Source organism: Stieleria sp., assembly GCF_041595215.1.
Classification (GTDB): Bacteria; Planctomycetota; Planctomycetia; order Pirellulales; family Pirellulaceae; genus Stieleria; species Stieleria magnilauensis.
Window position 1 is genome coordinate 1 of sequence record NZ_JBFHKV010000016.1, and the last position, 21,498, is coordinate 21,498.

The 21,498-nt window shown below is 58.2% G+C and carries 12 protein-coding genes and 1 pseudogene; 5 read left to right on the forward strand and 8 right to left on the reverse strand.

Going from position 1 to position 21,498, the window contains the following annotated elements:
- The 4 genes from ABX749_RS01315 to ABX749_RS01330 form a co-directional block, all read right to left on the reverse strand.
- Positions 1 to 197, reverse strand: a 197-nt coding sequence (locus tag ABX749_RS01315) for a hypothetical protein (RefSeq protein WP_372894417.1), incomplete at its 3' end; no start/stop codon positions are given.
- A gap of 369 nt (positions 198 to 566) precedes the next feature.
- Positions 567 to 1,853, reverse strand: coding sequence for a tyrosine--tRNA ligase (tyrS, locus tag ABX749_RS01320; RefSeq protein WP_372894418.1), 1,287 nt, complete (start codon positions 1,851 to 1,853; stop codon positions 567 to 569).
- On the reverse strand, positions 1,846 to 2,562 hold the full coding sequence (gene ispD, locus ABX749_RS01325) for a 2-C-methyl-D-erythritol 4-phosphate cytidylyltransferase (RefSeq protein WP_372894419.1): 717 nt from the start codon (positions 2,560 to 2,562) through the stop codon (positions 1,846 to 1,848). Before ispD ends, tyrS begins: the two co-directional genes overlap by 8 nt.
- 254 nt (positions 2,563 to 2,816) lie before the next feature.
- The gene (locus tag ABX749_RS01330; protein ID WP_372894420.1) at positions 2,817 to 4,007 is read right to left on the reverse strand and encodes a Gfo/Idh/MocA family protein; all 1,191 of its coding nucleotides are present in this window, start codon (positions 4,005 to 4,007) and stop codon (positions 2,817 to 2,819) included.
- Between the two features lie 223 nt (positions 4,008 to 4,230).
- Here ABX749_RS01330 and ABX749_RS01335 point away from each other — a divergent pair, with 223 nt between their 5' ends.
- Together ABX749_RS01335 and ABX749_RS01340 are read left to right on the forward strand one after the other, a co-directional pair.
- Positions 4,231 to 4,860 carry a hypothetical protein gene (locus ABX749_RS01335; RefSeq protein WP_372894421.1) on the forward strand — a complete coding sequence of 210 codons (630 nt, stop codon included), beginning with the start codon at positions 4,231 to 4,233 and terminating at the stop codon, positions 4,858 to 4,860.
- Positions 4,861 to 4,895: 35 nt separating this feature from the next.
- Positions 4,896 to 6,893 (forward strand): ATP-dependent helicase, encoded by a 1,998-nt coding sequence (locus tag ABX749_RS01340; RefSeq protein ID WP_145217119.1) that lies wholly within the window; start codon positions 4,896 to 4,898, stop codon positions 6,891 to 6,893.
- Between the two features lie 141 nt (positions 6,894 to 7,034).
- Here ABX749_RS01340 and ABX749_RS01345 read toward each other — a convergent pair whose 3' ends face one another.
- On the reverse strand, positions 7,035 to 10,349 hold the full coding sequence (locus ABX749_RS01345) for a WD40 repeat domain-containing serine/threonine protein kinase (RefSeq protein ID WP_372894422.1): 3,315 nt from the start codon (positions 10,347 to 10,349) through the stop codon (positions 7,035 to 7,037).
- Positions 10,346 to 10,927 carry an RNA polymerase sigma factor gene (locus ABX749_RS01350; protein ID WP_372894423.1) on the reverse strand — a complete coding sequence of 194 codons (582 nt, stop codon included), beginning with the start codon at positions 10,925 to 10,927 and terminating at the stop codon, positions 10,346 to 10,348. The genes ABX749_RS01345 and ABX749_RS01350 overlap by 4 nt, the downstream gene beginning before the upstream one ends.
- Positions 10,928 to 11,190: 263 nt before the next feature.
- On the opposite strand from ABX749_RS01350, the gene ABX749_RS01355 reads away from it, so the two are divergent.
- A complete protein-coding gene (locus ABX749_RS01355) occupies positions 11,191 to 12,234 on the forward strand; it encodes a DUF1559 domain-containing protein (RefSeq protein WP_372894424.1) in 1,044 nt (347 codons plus the stop codon).
- A gap of 27 nt (positions 12,235 to 12,261) precedes the next feature.
- On the opposite strand, the gene ABX749_RS01360 is transcribed toward ABX749_RS01355, so the two are convergent.
- Both ABX749_RS01360 and ABX749_RS01365 read right to left on the reverse strand, forming a co-directional pair.
- Positions 12,262 to 16,422, reverse strand: coding sequence for a protein kinase (locus tag ABX749_RS01360; RefSeq protein ID WP_372894425.1), 4,161 nt, complete (start codon positions 16,420 to 16,422; stop codon positions 12,262 to 12,264).
- Between the two features lie 22 nt (positions 16,423 to 16,444).
- Entirely contained in the window at positions 16,445 to 20,590 is a 4,146-nt protein-coding gene (locus ABX749_RS01365; protein WP_372894426.1) for a serine/threonine-protein kinase PknK, read from the reverse strand.
- A 192-nt stretch (positions 20,591 to 20,782) separates the two neighbouring features.
- Here ABX749_RS01365 and ABX749_RS01370 point away from each other — a divergent pair, with 192 nt between their 5' ends.
- Both ABX749_RS01370 and ABX749_RS01375 read left to right on the forward strand, forming a co-directional pair.
- A complete protein-coding gene (locus tag ABX749_RS01370; protein ID WP_372894427.1) occupies positions 20,783 to 21,019 on the forward strand; it encodes a hypothetical protein in 237 nt (78 codons plus the stop codon).
- Between the two features lie 245 nt (positions 21,020 to 21,264).
- Positions 21,265 to 21,498 (forward strand): annotated as a pseudogene (locus ABX749_RS01375) (adenylate kinase); the annotation flags it as partial.

Genomic DNA, 21,498 nt, shown 5'->3' on the forward strand with positions numbered 1-21,498 from the left:
GGGCCGCCGCGCGAACCACCGCCGCGTGAACCGCGATCGCCGCCGCCACCAAAGGGGCTGCCGCCGCCGCCGGGTCCGCCGCCGCCACGAAAACCACCTCCGCCGCCGGGGGGGCCTCCACGAAATCCACCGCCTTCCTCACCGCCCCCCCGATTGCCACCGCGATCACCGCCCCCACGCTGAGCGAGCGCGGACATGGGGTCGCCGAGAACGAAAACACAAAAGACCGCGAAAATCGATGTTTTTAGAGTGTTCATAGTGATGGAACCTCGGGCGGGGGCGAAGGTTCCGTCAGTGTAGCCAATCCGGGCCGATTCACCTAAAAACGGACGGAAAATTGGTGAGGTTCAAGGCGCGCGGATCTGATCCCAACGACAAACCCCACGACGGCTACGCTGTGAAGCATTTTTTAGCGGTAGGGCGCGAGCCCTCCGGTGTTTCGGTAACGATGAGGGACCGGAGGGCTTGCGCCCTGCCGCTAACACCTCGTCAAACGCAGGGAATCAATGCTTCACAGCGTTACCTTAGCGGGTTCCACGACCTCATAATCAACGGTGGCTGAAACCCTATGACGTAAACCGCAGCAGGGCATAGTTCTTGCGGCCCTTGCGGAGCACCATCACGGTCTCGCTGGCCAGGTCGGATTCGCCCAGGCGACGGTCCATGTCGGTCACCCGTTGGTTGTTGATGTACGCTCCGCCCTCTTTGATCGTCCGTCGCGCTTCGCCACCGCTTTTGGCCAGTCCGGCTTGCTGCAGCGCCTCGACGACCCACAATCCCTCTCCGGCGAGCACGTCGCGGGCGAGTTCTTGGCTGGGGACATCGGCAAAGATCTCGTTGAGCATGGCATCGTCCATCGCATCGATCTCGCCGCCGAACAGCGTCTTGCTGGCCTTCAGCGCCGAGTTCAATCCGTCTTCGCCGTGCACGAACTGGGTCATCCATTCGGCCAGCCGTTTCTGGGCGGTGTTGCGTCCCGGGTCCGACGCCGTCACCTCGGCCAGCGAGTCGTATTCTTCACGCTCGATTTCGGTCAGGTAGGCGATGCATTTCATGACGTCTTCGTCGCCGACGTTCAGCCAGTATTGGTAGAACGCGTAGGGGCTGGTCCGTTCGCGGTCCAGCCAGACCGCTCCGCTTTCGGTTTTGCCCATCTTGCGGCCGTCGCTGGTCGTCAGCAGTGGCGCGGTCATGCCGAAGACCTGTTTGCCCAGCATGCGACGGGCCAGGTCGATGCCGGCGGTCACGTTGCCCCACTGGTCGCTGCCGCCGGCTTGGATCATGCAGCCGTGTTCGCGACACAGGTGCACGAAATCGTAGGCTTGCAGCAGCATGTAGCTGAATTCGGTGTAGCTCAGTCCGGCTTCGCTACCGAGTCGGGCCCGGACGGATTCTTTGCCCATCATGACGCCGACGGGGAAATTCTTTCCGACGTCGCGGAGAAACTCCAGGTAGCTGTAGTTTTTCATCCAGTCGAAATTGTTCAACAGGATCGCCGCATTGTCGCCTTCGAAGCAAAGGAACCGTCGCATCTGCGTTTCGATGCCGGCGATGTTGCGTTGCAATTGTTCGGTCGACAGCAGGTTGCGTTCTTCGCTTTTGCCGGTCGGGTCACCGATCATGCCGGTCGCGCCGCCGACCAGGGCGATCGGTCGGTGGCCGGCCTGTTGAAACCGCCGCAGCAACATCAACTGCATCATCGACCCGACGTGCAGCGAGGTGGCGGTGGGGTCAAAGCCGATGTAGACCGTTTGGGGCTGCGAATCGAGCAGCTTTTGCAAGCCCGCTTCGTCGGTGACTTGGTGAATCAAGCCGCGCCAACGCAGCTCTTGGATCAGGTCGTTCTCAGGCATGATTGGATTCGTGTTGAGTCTTCAGGATCGCCTCGGCGACGATCAGGTCGTTGGGGTGGGTGATTTTAAGGTTGTCGGGCGAACCGGGGACCAACGCCACCTGGACACCGATGCGGCCGACAAGTTCGGCATCGTCGGTCGCCGGTCGGCCGCGGTGTTTGGCGTAGGCGCGTTGCAGCACATCGATCGCAAACACCTGGGGCGTCTGGGCCAGCCACAGCGTACTGCGATCGACTGTCCGGCACGACGCCCCCGCGTCCAACGATTGCTTGACCGTCGCGGTGACCGGTGTGGCCAGAATCGCCGCCCCGGTTTGGTCCGCTTTGGCAAACACGGCGTCCAGGTCTGCGTTTCGCACCAGCGGCCGCGCCGCATCGTGAATGGCGATCAGCTGGACCGCAGTATCGTCGGCGACCCGCTCGACGCCGGCGCGGACACTGTCGGTTCGTTCGGCGCCGCCACACGCCAGTTCGATGCCCAACGCGTCGACCTGCGAGCCAAACTCGCCTTCAAATCGCGGCCGGTCCTGATCCGAAATCGGCATCACGATCCGGGCGACCCGCCGATGGGCCCGCAACCGCTCGGCGGCGACCAGCCAAATGGGTTGCCCGGCCAGCCGCGCGAACAGCTTGTTTTCGTCCTGTCCGAATCGACGACCACTGCCAGCGGCCGGCAGGATCACCGCGACGTTCTGGGGAGAAGTGGTCATACAGCAATGGGGCCTTCAAGAGGAGCACGGCAGTGGTGTTTCACAGCGAAGCATGACGACTCGTCCACGACGAAACAATGACGCCGGGGCAACGCACCCGAGCGTGGTCGGGCAACGCTGTGAAGCATTTTTTAGCGGTAGGACGCGAGCCCTCCGGTGTTTGGGAAACGATGAGGGACCGGAGGCCTTGCGCCCTGCCGCTAACATCTCGTAAAACGCAAGGGGCAAATGCTTCACAGCGTTGGTGGTGGGGGTTACTTCCGTGCCGCTTCGTGCCGCAGCGGCACCCAGGCCGCGTTCTCTTGGCTGCTGGCGACACACTGCTGGATGAAGAACATGCCTTCGACGCCGTCGTAACAATTGGTGTAGACCGAATCGCGTCGCTCGAACGTTTCTCCGCAGGCACGTTTGGCCATGTCGTCAAAGGCGGCATTGTAGACGTTGGCGAACGCTTCGAAAAACGCCTCGGGATGCCCGGCCGGGATGCGGCAGGCGGCACGGCCCATGGCGTTGATGTGTGCCGCTTTGGGATCACGCGTGTAGATCTGATGCGGCTTGCCGTTGTGCCGCACGATCATCTCGTTGGGGTTTTCCTGTCTCCATTTCAACGAGCCCTTGGTGCCGTCGATTTCGATTTCAAAATCATTTTCACGGCCATGGGTGACTTGCGAGGCGGTGAGTGTGCCGAGCGCCCCGTTTTCGTACGTGATGATCGCCGTCCCGTAGTCATCCAGACGTCGGCCGTCGACGAAGGTTTTCAAGTGGCAGCTGACCTGGTCGGGCAACAAGCCGGTCATGTAGCGACCGAGGTTGTAGGCGTGGGTGGCGATGTCGCCGAACGCGCCGGCGGCACCGCTCTTGCTGGGGTCGGTCCGCCAGGCCGCTTGCTTGCTCTCCTGATGCTCCATCGCTTCGACGAGCCAGCCCTGGATGTACTGGGACCGGATCGCGTTGATTTCACCGAGTTCACCGCTGAGAATCATCTCGCGGGCCTGGCGGATCATCGGGTACCCGGTGTAATTGTGCGAGAGCGCGAAGACGACGTCGCTGTTCTTGACGGTTTCGAGAAGCTGTTCGGCTTGGGCAAGATCGTAGGTCATCGGCTTGTCGCAGACGACGTTGAATCCCGCTTTGACGGCCGCTTCGGCGACTTCGAAATGGACGTGATTGGGGGTCGTGATGCTGACGAAATCGATTCGCTCGTCGGCGGGCAACTTCAGCTCCGCATCGAGCATTTCCTGATAGCTGGTGTAGGCCCGCGCGTCGTCGATCCCGTAATCCGGTGCCGATGCTTTGGCCCGTTCGGGGTTGCTCGACAATGCCCCGGCGGTCACCACCGCACGATTGTCCAGGCAGGCGGCAATCGAATGGACCCGACCGATGAACGAGCCTTGTCCGCCACCGACCAGTGCCATGCGGAGTTTTCGATTCAGGGGTTCATTCATGCCCATAGTAGATTTTGTTGACCTCGGTGATGCAAAGGGAGACAATTTGAGCGGGTTGTTGATTTCTCGCGTGGCCGGCAATCGTAAAGACCCGCCGGCTAGCCTACAATTCCCCGTCCAGGCGTCACGCCGGCTCGTTGTCCGGCGGCGTCGGCGTTGCTGTTTGATACAATTGAACGCCCCTCGCCTGTTACCTCATCCTCGCCGCACGGAGCAGAATTCCATGGTTGACCAACCCCAACAAGCTGATCAGCGATCGTTCGTTCGACGTCGGGCGGTCCCCCTGCTCGCGGCAGCGACGTTGACGTCGATTTTCGTGGCGGCGTATTTCGCCGGCCAGACCCACGCCTTGAGGCAAGCCAATCAGGCGACGACCGCACAGGCGGCCGCGAGCGGTGTGGATCTTCCCTCGGGATTGAAATTGCCGACCCTGGACGCCACGGCCGCCTTCTCCAGCGAAAAATTCTCGATGGCAACCGGATTCGTCAGCACCAATGCCGAAGGCCTGTTTGTGTTGGACCACAATTCGGGTTTGTTGCAATGTTCTGTCATGTATCCCCGACTGGGCCAATTCCTGGGCCTGTTCGTCGTGAATGTCCATGACGCCCTGGGGACGGGGAAAGGCGCCGAGTACATGATGATGACGGGACTGGTCGACATGCCCAGCAGCAACAGCAATCCCCTGGCCTCCTCGGTGGTGTATGTCCTCAATACGACCACCGGGATGTACGCCTGTTATTACATCCCCTTCAATCGCAGCTTGATGAATGCCAACAAACCCCAACAAGGCAACTTGGTCCTGTTGGCAACCGGCAGTGCGGACCCGGTCGTGGACCGCGACGCGATTCGCTAAACGCTCCCTGGCTTGATACATCAAAAGGACTTGCATTGGCTCACGGATTGAACCCGGCGCAATCAGACGCCGTCGAAACACTTTCAGGTCCCCTGCTGGTGCTGGCCGGCGCCGGGACCGGAAAGACGCGGGTGGTGACGTTCCGCATCGCCAACCTGATCCGCCACGGCACGGCCCCCGATCGGATCCTGGCGGTCACGTTTACCAACAAAGCCGCCGGCGAAATGAAGGAACGCGTCGGCGAGCTGCTGGGCTATGCCGGTAAACGAAAGAAGCGGGGCGAGAAACGCCCCGAACCGACGATCAGCACGTTCCACGCCCACTGCGTCCGCGTGCTCCGGCGACACGCCACGGCACTCGGCTATCCGGCAAAATTCTCGATCTACGATCGCAGCGACCAGGAATCCCTTGCGCGCGAAATCCTGCGACAGCTGCGGCTTCCCGGCACGGCGCTCAAACCCGGAGACTTGCTGGGGATCATCAGCAACTGGAAAAACGATTCCATCCACCCCGACAAAGCGCCCTTGGTTGCCTCGACCGATAAAGAGCACCTCGCCGCGGCCGGCTACCGACGCTACCAGGAAGGACTCAAGACGCGCGGCGCGATGGACTTTGATGACCTGCTGTTGCAGACCGAAGTCCTGTTCGATGAGCATCCCGAGATCCGTGACGCCGAGGCGGCGAAGTTTGATCACGTGCTGGTCGACGAATACCAAGACACTAACGGCAGCCAGTACCGGATCACCAAACACCTCGCCGGCAAACACCGCAACCTGTGCGTCGTCGGTGACGATGACCAGTCCATCTATGCCTGGCGTGGGGCCGACGTGACCCACATTTTGAATTTCAAGAATGATTGGCCCGATGCGAAGATCGTTTGCCTGGAAGCGAACTATCGAAGCTGTGGGTCGATCTTGGAAATGGCCAACCGGCTGATCAAGTTCAACGCCACACGTCACGATAAAGTCCTCCGCCCTTCGCGCCCCGACGGCATGCGGCCTCGGATCGCGCAGCACAAGGATGAAACGAAAGAATCGCAGTCGGTCGTCGGCGAGATCAAACACCTGATTGAAAACCAACACGTCCAGCCGCGTGACATCGCGATCTTGTTTCGCACCAACGAACAGCCCCGTCTGTTCGAAACCGAATTGCGCAAGGCCGATGTTCCCTATGTGATGCTGGGAAGCCAATCGTTCTTTGATCGCCGCGAAGTCCGTGACATGGTGGCGTACCTGAAATGGATCGACCAACCCGATGACGAAGTGTCGTTGCTTCGCATCATCAACACGCCGTCGCGCGGGATGAGCCCCAAGAGTGTCAAGACGTTGATGGAGCACGCCGTCGCCGACGGGGTCTCGATCTGGCAAGTGATGCAGCGTCGCGACATCGTTGCGGATTTGTCCCCGGCCGCCCAGCGTGGCGTCGCCGATCTGCAATCGGTCTACGCCGACGTCACCGCGCGGGCCAAGAGCGAGTCGCTGACCGCGGCCATGGAAACGCTGCTGACGCGGACCGCCTACGCCGATGAAATCAACCGACTGTACGACGAACCCGAAGACCGTCAAAACCGCATGGCCTCACTCGGCGAAGTAGCCAACGCGATCGGAGCGTTTGAAGACAATCGCGAGGACGCCGATCTGACCGGCTTCCTGGCCGACATCGCGCTGTCCGGCCGTGAAATGGGAAATGAAAAGGACAAGCTGGCGATGCAAAACGCCGTTTGGCTGCTCACCCTGCATGCGGCCAAGGGGCTGGAGTTCCCGGTCGTCTACATGGTCGGCATGGAAGAAGGCTTGTTGCCACACTCGCGGAGCGTCAAATCGGGACGCGAAGAAGACATCGCCGAAGAGCGACGATTGTGTTACGTCGGCATCACTCGGGCCCAAGAACAACTGACCCTCTCGATGGCCCTGACGCGACGCAAATGGGGCAAGCCACGCCCGACGATCCCCAGCCAATTTCTCTACGAAGTCACCGGCCAAGCGACCAACCCCCACCAGTTCCGCAAACAAAGAAAAATGGCCGGTCGGTAAATGCGGACGCGAAAGGCAATCCCACAGATTGTCATGCAAATGGTGGTCCGCGGATCTATGTCGCCGTGTTGGGGGGGAAACTCAGGTCGTTCACAGTGGTGACGATCGAGAAATCCACACGTTCGGATCGCAAGCCGACGTTTACATCTCATTCACGTCACTACGGGGCGTTCGATTTTTCGTTGAATCTTGCCTGGAATCGTAGACAAAGGCTTCGTTGGGGAAAAGCCAGACGAGTGCCTTGGAACCATCCGGAGAGATCAACAGACTATTTCCTGGGATCATTTCTTTCAGGGACGCTTGCCTGAGTTCCAGCAATTGTCGATTCGTGGGCAAGTGCCAGATTCGGATCGCACCGTTGATGGCCAGGCTGAACAATCGCTCTCCATCGGGGTGAAATCTTAAGTCATTTAGTCCGCTGCTATCACCCGTTAACTCTGACACCAACGATCCAGTCTGGACGTCCCACAGTCTGATTTGGCGACCGTCATCTCCGGCGGCAAGGGTCGCGTCATCTGGACTGAATTGCATTACTTTCACCGGTCCCCGCGAACGCGGAAGCGTATGTGTGAGGCGTCGGCGTTTCAAGTCCCAGATTTCGATCGTGTCTTCGGGTTTCGTCGCGAGCGCAAGCCACCGCCCATCACCTGACAATGCAATCGCATTGCACCGTCGAGTCGGCAATCCTGCTGCCGGTTTGAACGACGGCAACTGAAACCAGTCGAGTCGCTGATCGGTATGCACGCAAAGAAGTTGCCCATCGCCGGAAACGGCCAGCGCTTCGATCGGCGCCTCGATGCCGTCGAATCGAAATTGCTCCGACAGGTCCGCCGTTTTGAATTTGCGAATCGATCCGGAATGCCATCCCGCCCACAGATCACGACCATCCGGGTTGGTCGTGATGGCCGAAACATGACCCTTTGCGGGGCGTTGCCGCTTTTCTTTTAGCCCAGCATAGTCCCAAAGACGAAACATCACTCGATCCGAAGAGCCGTTCGTGACAATCGCATCGCGAGGGACCTCGATTGTCGCGAAGGTCTCCTCGTCGACCGGCACGCCCGAAGTAAACGCAGTGCCATGGCCGAAGGGCATCGCACGCGTCGAGGTAAGTTCGTCGATTTTCCAAACGCGAATCCGACCAGTGATCGTAGCTGTCACGATATTCTGGCCATCAGGTGAAAAGCAAAGTGACGTAATCTTTTCCTCGTGGGCACACCAACTGATCGGATCGCGTCCAGCGTCCGTCCAAGGGGGAGTCGTGGAGGGACGGATCGGCCAGAGACGCACGGTGCCGGCACGGTCGGCGTCGGCGCCCCACTTTCCGTCTTCGGAGATGTCGACCGCGTCAACTGCATCCAGGTGAGGCGAGACGAACAGTTCATCCTGCCCATCAATCCGAAACCCGTAAGCTCCCTGAATCAGCGATCCGGCAACCAACCATTTTTCGTCCGGGGAGAAATTGACACTGGTGAATCGGTAAAAACGTTGAATGACCGCGTGGGGGCTGTGCGATCCCGTCTCATCGATGCTCCAAAGTCGCAGCGATCGATCGCGACCAACCGACGCGAGAAACCGGCCGTTCTTCGAGACGGCCAGGCAATCGATACGTTTTTCATTGCCCGCGATTTCGCTGACCCGATTACCGGTGGCCGCATCCCAAACTCGAATGTTGGGGTCAGCGTCATCACCGGACGAAATGATCCAGTTCCCATCGGCTGAAAAGACCACGTCTGTCGCAGGCCCGTTGTGGGCGGCAATACGGACGGTTTCCTTTCCGGTGTCGACGTCGTAGACCGAAACGACTCCTTCGGCCGTTGCCATCGCGAGCCGGGTGCCGTTGGGGGCGAACGCAAGTCCGTTGAGTCGACCGAAAGGCAGCCGTTCGCTGAGCCGTGTTTGGAGATCCGTCGCATCATACAGACGTAGCACTCCATCATCACCGCCGGATGCAAGCCATCGCCCGTCGGGTGAATAGCTGATGCAAGCAACGGCGCCGTCGTTATCATGCACCTCACGATGCTTGATGTCGACCATTCCTTTCAAATAGTGATACTCAAAACCATGGACGTGATCGCTACCGGGACGAACCGGATTTCGTTCCACCAGTAATCTGAGCTGTCTCATATCGCCGCTGGCAGCGGCCTGTCCGGCCAATCGCATGTCGGATGCGTACGCAAGCTGTTCGGTGACGTGTAGGTTTTCGATTGACTGGGCGAGTGACCGATTGAGTGACGCGTTCAAAGTGCGAACCCGCGCATCCCGACTGATCAGAGTCGCGTAAACAAGCATCGAAGCGAAGACGATGGTTGTCACCAGCGCGGCTTGAGGTGGATTGCGTTTTGCCCAGAGCCAACTTCGACGCCCAGGGCCCAGTCGCCGTGCGCGAATCGGTTCAGCCCGTTCATATCGCTTCAGATCTTCCGCCAGCTCCTTGGGATTTGCGTAGCGGCGGTGCGGCGACTTTTCAAGGCACTTCATCGCGATCGCCTCTAAATCGCGGGGGACCGCGGGATTGCGTTGGCGAACCGAAGTCGGCACCGCGTTGATGACTTCAGAGATCAGCTCGGCTTGGGCCGTCGATTGAAACGGAACGGTCAGGGTGAGCAATTCGTACAGCGTGACACCAAGTGAGTAGACTTCGGCAGGAGGTCCGACGTCCTTGCTGCCGCGAAGCTGTTCAGGTGCCATGTATCGCGGCGTCCCCAACATCGACCCCACGCTGGTCTCGAATCCCGAATGCTCGTCAAAGACTTTGGCCAATCCGAAATCCGACAGTTGGACAATGTACGGAAACGTGTCATGGACCTGTTCGCGACTCTGCAGCAAGATGTTTGACGGCTTGATGTCGCGATGCAGGATGCCCTGCTGGTTGGCGTGGTGAACGGCGTCGGCGAGCTGCGCGACGATCCGTGTGGCTGTAGCCGGATCCATCGGCCTTGTTTGTCCAGTCAGCCATTCGCGCAGACTCGGCCCGTCGCAATATTCGCGGGCAATGAAGTATTCCAGCCCGTCCGCCTTGGCGTCCAGGATCGGCACGATGTGCGGATGGTGCAACCGCGACACCGCGTGAGCTTCGCCCAAAAAACGATTCAGCAAGGCGTCGGAAAGCAGGACATGCGGTTTGGGGATCTTGAGCGCGACGCGCCGCCGCAACAGCTCGTCATGGGCGAGATAAACCGAAGAAAACGCCCCTTTCCCGACACATTCAAGCAGGGTAAATCGGCCGAGGCGGAAAGGCCCTTCACCGGCATCAAAGATGGCGAGCGCATTCTGCAACGCCGCGCCGTCGGTCACCCCCGGCTTTCTCGGAAATGCCTCATCGAGCAGCTGGAGTGTCTGAAACAGGGAGGAACCGGCACTGATTGCTTCCGACGAACCGTCCGACGGCGGCGACTTGCGACGGCCGCTTTGGAGAGGTTCAGGGTTCGCGTCGTCATCGTGCATGGAGGTGGTCACTTGAGGTCTTCGGAAAGGCTGCGTTTGAGCTGCCGAAGTGATTTGTGCCAACGTTTGCGAGCCGCTTCGTGAGAAATGCCCATCCGATTGCCGATTTCCAAGAACGACAAGCCCTGTTCATGACGCAGCAGCACAATCATGCGAGCATCGGACGGCAAGCGATCGATGTGTGCCAGCATACGTTCGATACGATGTTCTTGCACCGATCTTTCTGCTAGGTCTCGAGCCTCGAGTTGCTCTGCCCACTGGATCGGTTGTTCGTCCGCAAGCCGACGCTTGGCCGATGTGACGTAGCTGCGATGGACGTCCACCATCCGATGTTTCAGGATCGCGACGAGCCAGCGGACCAAATCGAGTTCGGAAGTGCCTTGAAAATCCTTGAAATTTCGGGCGGCATTCAGGGTCGCGTCCTGGACCAGGTCTGACCCGCTGCATTTCGGCCGAATTTGGCTGTTCACCAAGTCGTTCGCCACGCTGAGCAAATAGGGGCGGACTTGTTGCAGCAGCTGACCGAGCGACGCTTGGCAGCCACCACGGGCGTCATCCGCCAACCGCCGAAACCTTGCGTGTTCGGTCATCAGGGCCGCTTGAGAAAGAGGATTCCGTCCAAAACAAGACGCAACGGTTTCACCCCAAAGCCAAACAGTATCAGCTTTAACGAGCCCGTTCAACACTTTAGCGATGTACTTCGATGCACGGATGAACAAATCTGGAGAATTTGACACGAAAATGGTTGGGATGTTCCGCAGCACTACGTTTATGGGCATGCAGGGTCAGCGGATGCTGTTGTTGCACGCTTTGGGGAAACAAAGAATCTCAACAGAGAAAGATGACCGTCACCATGATGCATCAAGAAAGGGCGGGCAGATCCGCCAATGGATTTACCCTGGTCGAGTTACTGGTGGTGATCGCCATCATCGGGATCTTGGTGGGGTTGTTGCTGCCGGCGGTTCAAGCGGCGCGTGAGGCGGCGCGACGGATGTCCTGCCAAAACAACGTCAAGCAACAATGTCTCGCGTTGCAGAACTATCATGCTCAATTCAAACGACTACCTTCGGGATCGCGATTCGCCAAAGATCGTGGTCCGGTCGATGGTGTGGGAGGGGCTTGGACATCGATTCTGCCCCATCTGGAACAAAGCGCCACCGCCGGAAAGATCGATCCCGCCGTGCCATGGTACCTGATCAAGCCGGAGCTCGCCGAACTCGTCTTGCCTGTGCTGTTGTGCCCTTCGGATATCACCGACCAGCGGCACACCCACCCGTTCATTTCGGTGATGAACCTGCCCTGTGGCGAATGGTTCGGAAGCAACTCGTATGCGATGAGCGCCGGTTACAGCGACGCCGTCACCTACACCGCCGGCATGAGACCGAGGAAGCACACGCTTCACACCGGTGTCTTCGGATTCCAGTCGGAAACCCCATTCACGCGGATTCTGGACGGACTTTCCAACACCTTTGCCATCGGTGAAGCGGCATCGGGTTTTCCGCTCTGTGAGGGAATCGGTTGCACGACGCCGATCGTTCCCGCCGATCAGCCGCTAGCGGACACAAACACCGTACACAGTTGGCTGATCGGTGCTGCAACTCCGTCGGTTTTCTTTGACCAAGGAATGCGTTATGCCGGGGGCTACGGAAGTACCGTCGAACCGCTGAATAAATCTCCGGTCACGGACTCGTACTACGATGTCGCCGATATGACCAACCAGACACCCAGTTGGCAAGGCGGACCGCACCGGCTCAGCAACTTTCGAAGCTACCATGTGGGCGGAGCAAACTTTGGTTTTTGCGACGGAAGCGTTCATTTCATCACCGAGTCGATCGACATGAAACTCTATCGTGCTCTCTCCACCGTGACGGGACGTGAGATCGTCCAGCTTCCTTAGCCGCGGCAGCGGTTCAGGGTGAGCGGTTCAGGGTGATTGGGACGTCGGTTGGACATCGATGTCGTGATCGATGTTGCGAATGCGGTTCTCCATGTCGGCTATCAGCAGTTCGGCTTGCTCCCGCTGTTGCCGGGCGTTTGGTCGACCCAATGCTTCGCCTATCCGGCCGCATTCCAGCAGCGACTTGGCATACTGGTATTTCGACCTCCTCTGTTGCGCCATCTCGCAACTTCTGCTCGCGTAATGGTACGCTCTTTTCAACCGTCCAAATGCGGCGTGCGACAGAGCGAGTTCTCGGAGCGCGTGCGGCAAATTGAACTTTGCCACCGATTCGAATTTGACCGCTCGCCTTGCGGCACGCAACGCACGAATCTTCAGCCAGCGCCCTTCGATCGGATCGGATGATTGAATCGCCGACGCGTGCTCCCGCAGCGCCTGGGCGTAGTGGGTGTAAGCGGTTCCGGGAGCGGCTGAACTTGGGCGAATCGACCAGGAGAAAGGCTGCAGCTGATTCATGCTCTCCAGCGCGTGTTCAGCGGCGACCAGCGATTCTTCGGTTCGGCCGTGAAATCGATGCCAATGACTTTCGGCAATCCTCAGAAAGGTCGTTAAGCTGAGATCATCGGGCATCCTTTCAAACCGCCCGAGCAGTTCTTGAAGAGGAAGATTGCCTTCGGTCGTAATTGCCCACAGCGTGACCGCCATCTGCGTTATTTTGGGCTGCCGAAATTCCAACGACGTTTGAATCGCGAGTTTCGTGGCCTCCACCGCGGCTTCGGGATGACCGAGCATCGTCTCGATCCAGCCGATGACATACTGACACATGCAACCATTCCAAGCATCCCGGACGCGAAGATTGAGCTGCAGGCTTCGTTTTCCCGACTCCAATGCATCTTCATAACAGCCAAACTTGAACAGTGTTCCAGCTGTGAGATAGAGTGCACGCGCTTCAAGAGCCTGATCATTGAGTTCGCGTGCAATGTCGAGTGCTTGATCGAAATGCCGTCTCGAATCACGTTCGTTAAAAAGGTGCCATCCCGTCGTCATGCCGTGGACGAGATGTGCATGCGCCCTGAGATGCGGGTCGGACACTCGATCCAGCAAACCGATTGCAGTTTGACTTGCCCAGAGCGCACGAAGCGGATCTCGGAAAACACAGGGGTAGATCAAATGCACCAGAGTCTGAGTGAGCAGATTGGTTTCCCAAGTTGCGGTCCCGTTCTTCTTCGCGTATTTCGTCACCCTCCCCGCGACAGTCCTGGCCAGCTTGGAACGCAGGGTCGCCACGACAAATCCCAACTTTGTTTTTGGCACCTTGACGCCAAGGTTCTCAATGATGGCACAACGCGCGGCAATCGAGTCGATCAACGAACCCGTTTTGTAGACAATTTCCGCTTGTTTGGCCTTCGCTCGAATGACCTGCACTTCGGCCACCGCCAGCCCGACTGCGGCTTCAAGGTTCTGGTTTGCCAGATCGTATCTCCCCGCTGTCAGCTGCGTGTCCCCGAGACCCTTGGCGATGCGATACCGGTAAATCGGAGGAAAGTCTTGGGCCATCGAGTTTGCTGTCTCGTACTTGTCGACTGCGATCTCCAAAGCGTGTTGGGATTTAGCGTTTTCGGCAGCAAGCAACGAATAGACACTTGCCTGAGGAATCGATTGAGCCGCCGCAAAGTGGTAGGCGAGGTCAAAGACGCGCCGCGGACAATGTGCCGCAATCTGATCGTCAAGCTTTGCGTCACGAATCGTCGCAACCAAGTCGGCGGACTCAATACCTTCGCTCTTCTCAATGGCCTCACCGATCCGGCGATGCAGGTCCCGTCGTCTCTCCGAGGAGAGATGACTCACGACACTTTCTCGGATCTTATCGTGATAGGTGTCGACCAGTTGACCTTCATGGTTTTCGACGATCCGTACCAGTCGCTCCGATCGCATGTGGGTCAGAGTGGAAAACGCGGATGTTGGCACCCCGGCCGCGTCAGCAGCTTCTTCTAGCAGGATCGCCTGATTCGACGTTGAGATCACTTCTAACAAGTCAGCCGCCGAAGCCGGCAAAACGTCAAGCCGCCTTCGGATCACGTCCGTCAACGAGATCGATGTGACGGCGTCGTTGCCGGCTCCAAGGCTCTCAATCAGCTGGTCGACAAGGTAGGCATTTCCTCCGGTGATCGTATGCAACTGTCTCGCCCCTCGGCGTATTTCCTCGGAATCATGTTGCAATCGATTTGCAACGAGCAATTCACATTCCTCGACGGAAAGCGGGCCGACGAAAACGGTGTGAAGTTGCGGCGCGTCTGTCCGGCCGTCGGAAAGTGCCTTCCACGTTCGCAAAAAGTGGCTGTCCGACGCTTCGGCGTCTCGGACACTTCCGATCAGCAGGATGCAGGCGGGATCGGGAGGTGACAGCAGATCCATCAGCACTGAAGCGCTGTCGGAATCGCCCCACTGTAGGTCGTCAATGAAAAACACGGTGGGCGAGACTCCGCCAACTTTTTGAAGCAAGATCTTGAGGGCATTGAATGCTCGGTTCCTGACCTGCTGTGCATCGAGTTGAGTGGCGTTTCCAAGCGGTAGTTGAGCAATGGAATCAACTCGCATCAGTACGGGAAACAACCTCGCCAACATTACAATATCCGGCTGCAGCCACTCGGCGATGTGTTCCGCAGGTCGTGATTTAAGAAAGGCAACGAGAGGATCAATCAGACTGTCGATCGCCTTAAACGGGACCGATTCCCGATCGTAACAACGACCCGAGAAAAGGTGGACGTCTTGATTCCGCCGCAGACGCTGCAAAAACGTTTTAATCAGCGCCGTTTTTCCTTCACCGCTTTTCCCTTGCACCAATGCCATGATCGGTTGATGTTGACGCTGTCCTGCCGAAAAGGCTGCTTCCAGTTGGGAGAGTTGCGATTCTCGCCCGATCAGCGATTCGACAGGTGGTCGATTCAAGCCGGTGGAATCTTCGTCCGTGGACGCTTGGATCGTCGACTCGGCTTCCACACCGAGCGATTTCGAGAGCTGTTCGGCCGTGGGGCGTCGATCAGGATCGCGTTGCAGCAACGCATCAACCAACGCAGCAAGGTCCGCGGGGACATCTCTGCGACCGGCCAGCTTCGGAGCGTCTTCAGTCTGCTTTCGTAACAGGAGATCGACTCCCGAGCCCTTCAGCGGAGGCTCCCCTGTCAATGATTCATACAGCATGACCCCGAACGCGTACCAATCCGTCGCCGGCGTGTGTCGTCCGACGGCTTGTTCCGGAGCGGCATAGCGTGGTGTCCCGGCGAAGTGCTTGGTACCGATGGAAACGGTGTCACCGGATGCGAGTTGCAACTCTCCCACGAGTCCGAAATCGAGAATCGTCAGGTGACCTTCTTCGCTGACCATGACATTGCTCGGCTTCAGGTCCCTGTGCGCGATGCCTCGATCATGAAGCGCAAAGATGCCACGCGCCAGTTGTTTGGTCGAACTTCGCAACCGCGGCTCATCTAGGACATCGTTGGGCCGAACATGGTCGAGAAAGTTGATTCCATCGACCAAGTCCATCGTGAAGAACCATCGGTCGCCGTCGACCTCGAGCGTCTGCATGCCGGCGAGATGCGCGTGATTGATCTCGCACAGTGAACGGAACTCACGGCGAAATCGATGCAACCGCTCCGCTTCACTGGACGATCTCGCTTTGCCGTCTTTCAATCTCGGCAACGTTTTCAGCGCGACTGGTTCATTGCGTCGCAAGTGTCGGGCTTCGTAGACGATGCCAAAACCGCCACGTCCCAGTTCGCGGACCAACGCGTAGTCGCCGATCCGGTTGGCACTCGGGACTTGCATCGAAACAGTGGCGTCGCCATGCGAATCCGGTGACGGCGAATCCGACGATCGAACACCGCCGGCCTCCATCGACATCAGCGAGTATTCGTCAAATGCCTGACGCACGACGTAGCGAAACTCGGCGAATTTTTTCAAGTAGTCGTTCGACGTCGGTGTCTCGCCCGAACGTCTACGGTAGCCGATGTCGATCTGCAACAAACTGCGAAAGAGTGTCGGTCGTGCTTCGTCGGAGACGCGTTGAAGGAACGGATCAATCGGTGGACGATCACCGGATTTCCAGCGACGACGAAAGTCGACGCAAACGGATTCGATCAGTTCAAAAACGTTGACGTCTGCCTCGCCGGCCGGCTGATTCTTCTTCATGCATTCAGGCCTCGACCATCCATCACGATGCTTGGGACACAGGTCCCGCGGCCGCGGCTTCTCGGGCCGCTTTGGCGGCTGCGTGATGGGACAGCCGATCCACGCCCAGGTAATCCAGTTCGGCGTCGGGAAGCACGCAGCCGAGCTGCTGGAGGATCCTCAAGCCACGCTCGCGATCGGCGGTTGCATCGGGATGATCCAGCATCGATTTGTCGATCAGGGCGCGGGCGTGTTCGTATTTGGCACCGATCTTCGTGGCGGCGGCGATCGCCTTGTTGAACGACTTGATCGCTCGTCTGCCGCGTCCCTTGCTTGCCAACAATCGACCGCTGACTCGGTGCGCATGGGCGTGGTTGTTGGGGAAGAGTCTGCCACTGAATCTCGCCACAAACGCGGAGGACGTTGCATACCAACGATCCCTCGAGGAAATGGCGCGGCGTTCCTGTTTTACCCAGTCGGTACCCAACACGGCCTCCACATACAACGGAAACGCGGCGACAGTGATCTCCATGAACCGCGTCGGTGGAATCAATTTGATCGACTTGGAGAGCGATTTTCGCGACTGGACAAACTTTGAAGCCTGTAACTCAGCCCTGCCTCGCTCCAGGTAGGCGATCGGCAATGTCGTTGATGCATTTTGACTTTCCAGAATCCGAATCGATTCCTCCGCATCCCGCAGAGCTTTAGCGAAATCACCAGCTCGTGATCGGCCGTCTGCCAATCCGTACAAGCCCCAAGCGATCACAATGACATCGCCAGTTTGTCTGCCGAGCTCCAACTCGCGGTTGGCGGAAAGAATGATTTCGTTCGCATTCCCTCTCACGGACCAAAGATGGCGTTGAAAGTGGATCGCCAGTGACCATTGCCAATTGGAAGATCTTGAAAACAAAAGGTCCGCATCAATCAGCAAAGCCAATGCTTCGTCTAATTGGCCGGCGTAATAGCAACAACATCCCTCTTGATAGAGTGCGTACGCTTTGTGATCATCTGAAAGCCCTTGAACATTCTCTTTGACCACAGCTGACAATCGCTTCGCCAACCACCCAAAACCGCATATCCCAGCAAAGTGTAAGTAGCATCCATATGCAAGCGTTTTCGCTGTCGGATCGTTCAGCCTACGGGCGAGGACGCAAGAACGTAGCGTTGTGAATAGGTATGACGTGACAGCAAAATGCGACGACATGTGTCCGTATTTGGCGTAAAGCACAGCGACTGCGGCCAATTTGCTTCGGGATTCCTGCGAAGTCAACGGTAGCTCGACCGGCATCAGGTGAAACCGAATCAGTGAAGCATTCGTTCTCAACAAACCTGCCAGCATGGATCGTGGCAGTTTTTCTCCCAAAGCGGCAAGAGCAACACGAAAAACCTTCAACGACTCTTGATATTCCCCCAGTCGCCACCGTGCCTCGGCAAGCAGATACCGTGCTTGGGCCTCGTCGATGGGGGACGTGGCGAGAGTCGCAGCCTGGTCCAGGTGGTCGAGACTCGATTCGACTGACTTGGAACCGAACAGCGCTCTCCCCAGCATCATCTGTAGTCGGTAATCGCTTTCGGCACATGTGTCACCGGGCCGTAGACGTTCCGCTCGGCGCAGGTATTCTGCGGCGGCATCCATCGCATAGGTCTCGAGTGCCGCTTGCCCAGCCTGCATCAGGTATTGGAACGCTCGGGGGTCGCGCGCTTGTTCAAAATGGTGGGCTAAATCGAACGCACGAGAATGGACCGCGGGGCGATCGCCGTGCCGTTTTTGACTCTCCGATTCCCGCGATTGGGTTTCGATCGTCTCCGCGTAGGTCCGGTGTAGGCTGAGCCGCCGGTCTTCGTCGATCGACTCCAGGGTGAGCTCCCGGATTTTGTCGTGATAGGTGTCGACGAGTTGTTCCCTTTGGGAATCGACCAGACGAACTAGCCGCTCGCTGCGCATGTGCGTCAAGGTCGCCAACCCGCTGTTCGTATACCCGGCGACTCGCATCACTTCCTGCGGCGAGACGGCTTTGCCGCCAACGGCGATGGCGTGGAGCAGTTCGGAAGCCCCCTCCGGGCAACGCGCCAGTCGGTAGTCAATGATCTCGGACAACGGGCGCGAACGGATCTCGCCCGTCTCGGGGTTGAAGCCTTCGGTCAGTTGTTCCAGCAGGTAGGGGTTTCCCCTGCAATTCGTATAGAGTTCATCCACTTCCGGCTCGAGGATCGAGTAGGCATCCTTGAAGCGACGCCGAAGAATCTCGATGCATTCTGCGCGAGTCAGCGCCGCGATTGGGATTTGGTGAATCGAAATCAGGTTGGGCTGCGCATCCATGACGCTGTTCCATTCCCTCAAAAATGGACTGTCAACCATTTCGTCGCTGCGGAACGATCCAAGTAAAAGCACTGCCGGCGGCGTCGGTGGCGCGAGTAACTTACCGAGCATCTCGGCGCTGTCGCGATCTCCCCACTGAAGGTCATCGACAAACATCACGACCGGCGTGGAAAGTCCGATCGCATGCAGAAGATCCTTCAGCGCGGCGAACGCCAGATTGCGAAGTTGCTGCTCTTCGATTCCCTTGTTTGCTCGGCGGCAGCGTTGATCGATGGGTTCCACACGTCGCAGAATCGGAAACAGATGCGCGAGTTTCTCAATGTCCGGTGGCAGAATCCGATCAAGCTCGGGTTCCGACAGAGAACTCAGGTATTTGACGAGCGAATCGATTTGACTGTCGATGACTTTGAACGGAACGATCTCTCGGTCGTAGCAGCGCCCCGACAGGACCAGCATTGCCTGGCCGCGTCTCAGTGGTCGCAGAAAGCTCTCGGCCAGCGTCGATTTTCCTTCACCACTGAGTCCCGTCAGCCACACCGCCAGCGGCATTCGCCTCTCCAGCAGTTCTGCTTTGGCCGCTTCCAGCTGCGACAATTGCTGCTCCCTGCCGATCAGGAATGGCTCCGATTTCCCCTCTGCCGAATCGTTTTCCGGGGGATCGAGATACGAGTCGCTGCTCCCGTGGCTCGTCGAGTCGAATTCGATCGCCAGGGCGAGTGCGATCGCCTCGGTTTCAGTCCGCTTACGCGGATCGCGTTGCAGCAAACCATCGACAAGGCTCGCCAGGTCCAGCGGCAGCTCCTGCCGGCCGGAAAGCGGAGACGCGTCATCGTTCTGCTTGCGGATCAGCAATTCGGCCTGGGTTCCCCGAAACGGCGTTTCACCGGTCAGCGCCTCGTAGAGCATTGTCCCGAACGCGTACCAATCGGTCGCCGTTGAACGTTGCCCCAACGCTTGTTCGGGCGCGGCATATCGTGGTGTTCCGGCGAAGTGACGCGAATGCGCGCTCGCGGTCTCATCGGCGCGTTGCTCCAGTTCAGCGATCAAACCAAAATCGAGAATCACGACCCGGCCGTCGCCATCGACCATCACGTTGGATGGTTTCAGGTCGCGGTGCAGGATCTGTCGGTCATGCAAGGCGATAATGCCGTGCACCAGCTGGTTGATCGAATGCCGCAGACGCCTCTCGTCAAGCGTTCCATCGGGTCTGACGTAGGAAAGGAAATCAACGCCCTCGACCAAATCCATCGTGAAAAACCACTGGCCGCCGTCGACTTCCAACGTCTGCATTCCGACCAGGTTCGGGTGATTGATTTCGGACAGGCTTCGAAACTCCCTGCGAAATCGAGACAGCCGTTCCGGGTTGACCACTTGATCGTCGCTGCCGGTGGGCAGTGTCTTGAGCGCGACGCGGTTGCCCAGCTGGATCTGCACCGCCTCGAAGACCACGCCAAACCCGCCTCGGCCGAGTTCACGCAGCAATTCATAGTCGCCGATTCGGCTGGCGGCGGGAGAATCGACCGTATCGGGCATCTCCCGCGCCGCATCAATCGACGTGCTGATCTGTTCCTCGATCGAAACGGATGCCGAATAGTGAAACGCGTCGCCGATCACACGTTTAAAGTCGGGAAAACGGGCCAGATAATCTGCTGCCGAAGGAAGGTCTCCGGTGCGTTCCCGGTATCGGATTTCAACAGCCAACAGATTGCGAAAAAGCGTCTCGCTGGCATCCTCGGGGACTTTCCGCAGAAGCTCCTCGATCCTCGGTCGCTTCCCCGCCTTCCATTGCCGCCGAAAATTGCCGCAAATCGAATCAATCAGGTCGAAAATATTGACACTGACGTGGTCGGCGTGCTGTTGCTTGTTCAAGGTCAAACGACTCGATCTCCACTCATTTCGCCAATGGTCTCCAGAACCACAGCACGGGGACGCGATACCGCGACTCATCTCCGATCCGTGGCGGAGTGTCCCGATTCCGCATGTGTTTGAGAGATGAGGGGGGCACAACCAAGCAGACGTAAAGGGTGGTCGCGGACCAACCTTTTTTCGGCAAAAATTCGAATGTTCGGTGTCGAATCCAACGGAAAGTCATTGGACGGTTTTGACCGTGAGCTGACGATTGCCGAGCGTCTGCAGAAAGCGCGTTACATGACCGCACAATTCGGCAAATGGCACCTCGGCCCGGGGCCAAAAATCACCGAGCACGGATTCAAGCATGTGTTCAACCAAAATTCCGGTGCCCCCTTCGCGGTCAACATTGCGATTGATGGTCGCGATCGCGAGATGTCGAGACGCTGACGCAGAACCACCTGACCGAAAAGACGCTGATCTTCTACATCGGTGACAAGGGTGCCCCGCTAAAGATTCAAGAGCTCGACGCGCCCGGCGGCGGCCCTGCGTAAAACGTTCGTGCCGAATTCCGACTCGGCAGACTCCGAATCAAACTCAAATGACATGATCAAACCCCTTAAGTTCTTATGTCGATGGGGTAAGATCTTCGGGAACGAACACCTCGAAATTGCCAACCCTCCGTCAGAGATGTCATGGTCCAATCCAACGCGCTGAAGCCGAACACTCTGTTCATCGAAGTATCGGGTGCAGGTCTTCCCGAAGTGGATGGTCTGTTCGTTCCATCTACGGCTCCGCCGACCGAGTCGGAATCCGGTACCGTTTCGAGCCTTGGCTATTGGAATGGCAAGATGGCGTGGGATCGTGCCGATGGCAAAAGTGCTCGAAGTCCTGCTCTGTCCTATTCCAACAGTTACAAGTCCTGGCGA

What these genes read in the sequence shown, in the direction of transcription:
- tyrS (WP_372894418.1), bottom strand. Translation starts at nt 1,853, where the DNA reads ATGCCTGAGAACGACCTGATCCAAGAGCTGCGTTGGCGCGGCTTGATT.
- ispD (WP_372894419.1), bottom strand. Translation starts at nt 2,562, where the DNA reads ATGACCACTTCTCCCCAGAACGTCGCGGTGATCCTGCCGGCCGCTGGC.
- ABX749_RS01330 (WP_372894420.1), bottom strand. Translation starts at nt 4,007, where the DNA reads ATGAATGAACCCCTGAATCGAAAACTCCGCATGGCACTGGTCGGTGGC.
- ABX749_RS01335 (WP_372894421.1), top strand. Translation starts at nt 4,231, where the DNA reads ATGGTTGACCAACCCCAACAAGCTGATCAGCGATCGTTCGTTCGACGT.
- ABX749_RS01350 (WP_372894423.1), bottom strand. Translation starts at nt 10,927, where the DNA reads ATGACCGAACACGCAAGGTTTCGGCGGTTGGCGGATGACGCCCGTGGT.
- ABX749_RS01355 (WP_372894424.1), top strand. Translation starts at nt 11,191, where the DNA reads ATGATGCATCAAGAAAGGGCGGGCAGATCCGCCAATGGATTTACCCTG.
- ABX749_RS01360 (WP_372894425.1), bottom strand. Translation starts at nt 16,422, where the DNA reads ATGAAGAAGAATCAGCCGGCCGGCGAGGCAGACGTCAACGTTTTTGAA.
- ABX749_RS01370 (WP_372894427.1), top strand. Translation starts at nt 20,783, where the DNA reads ATGTTCGGTGTCGAATCCAACGGAAAGTCATTGGACGGTTTTGACCGT.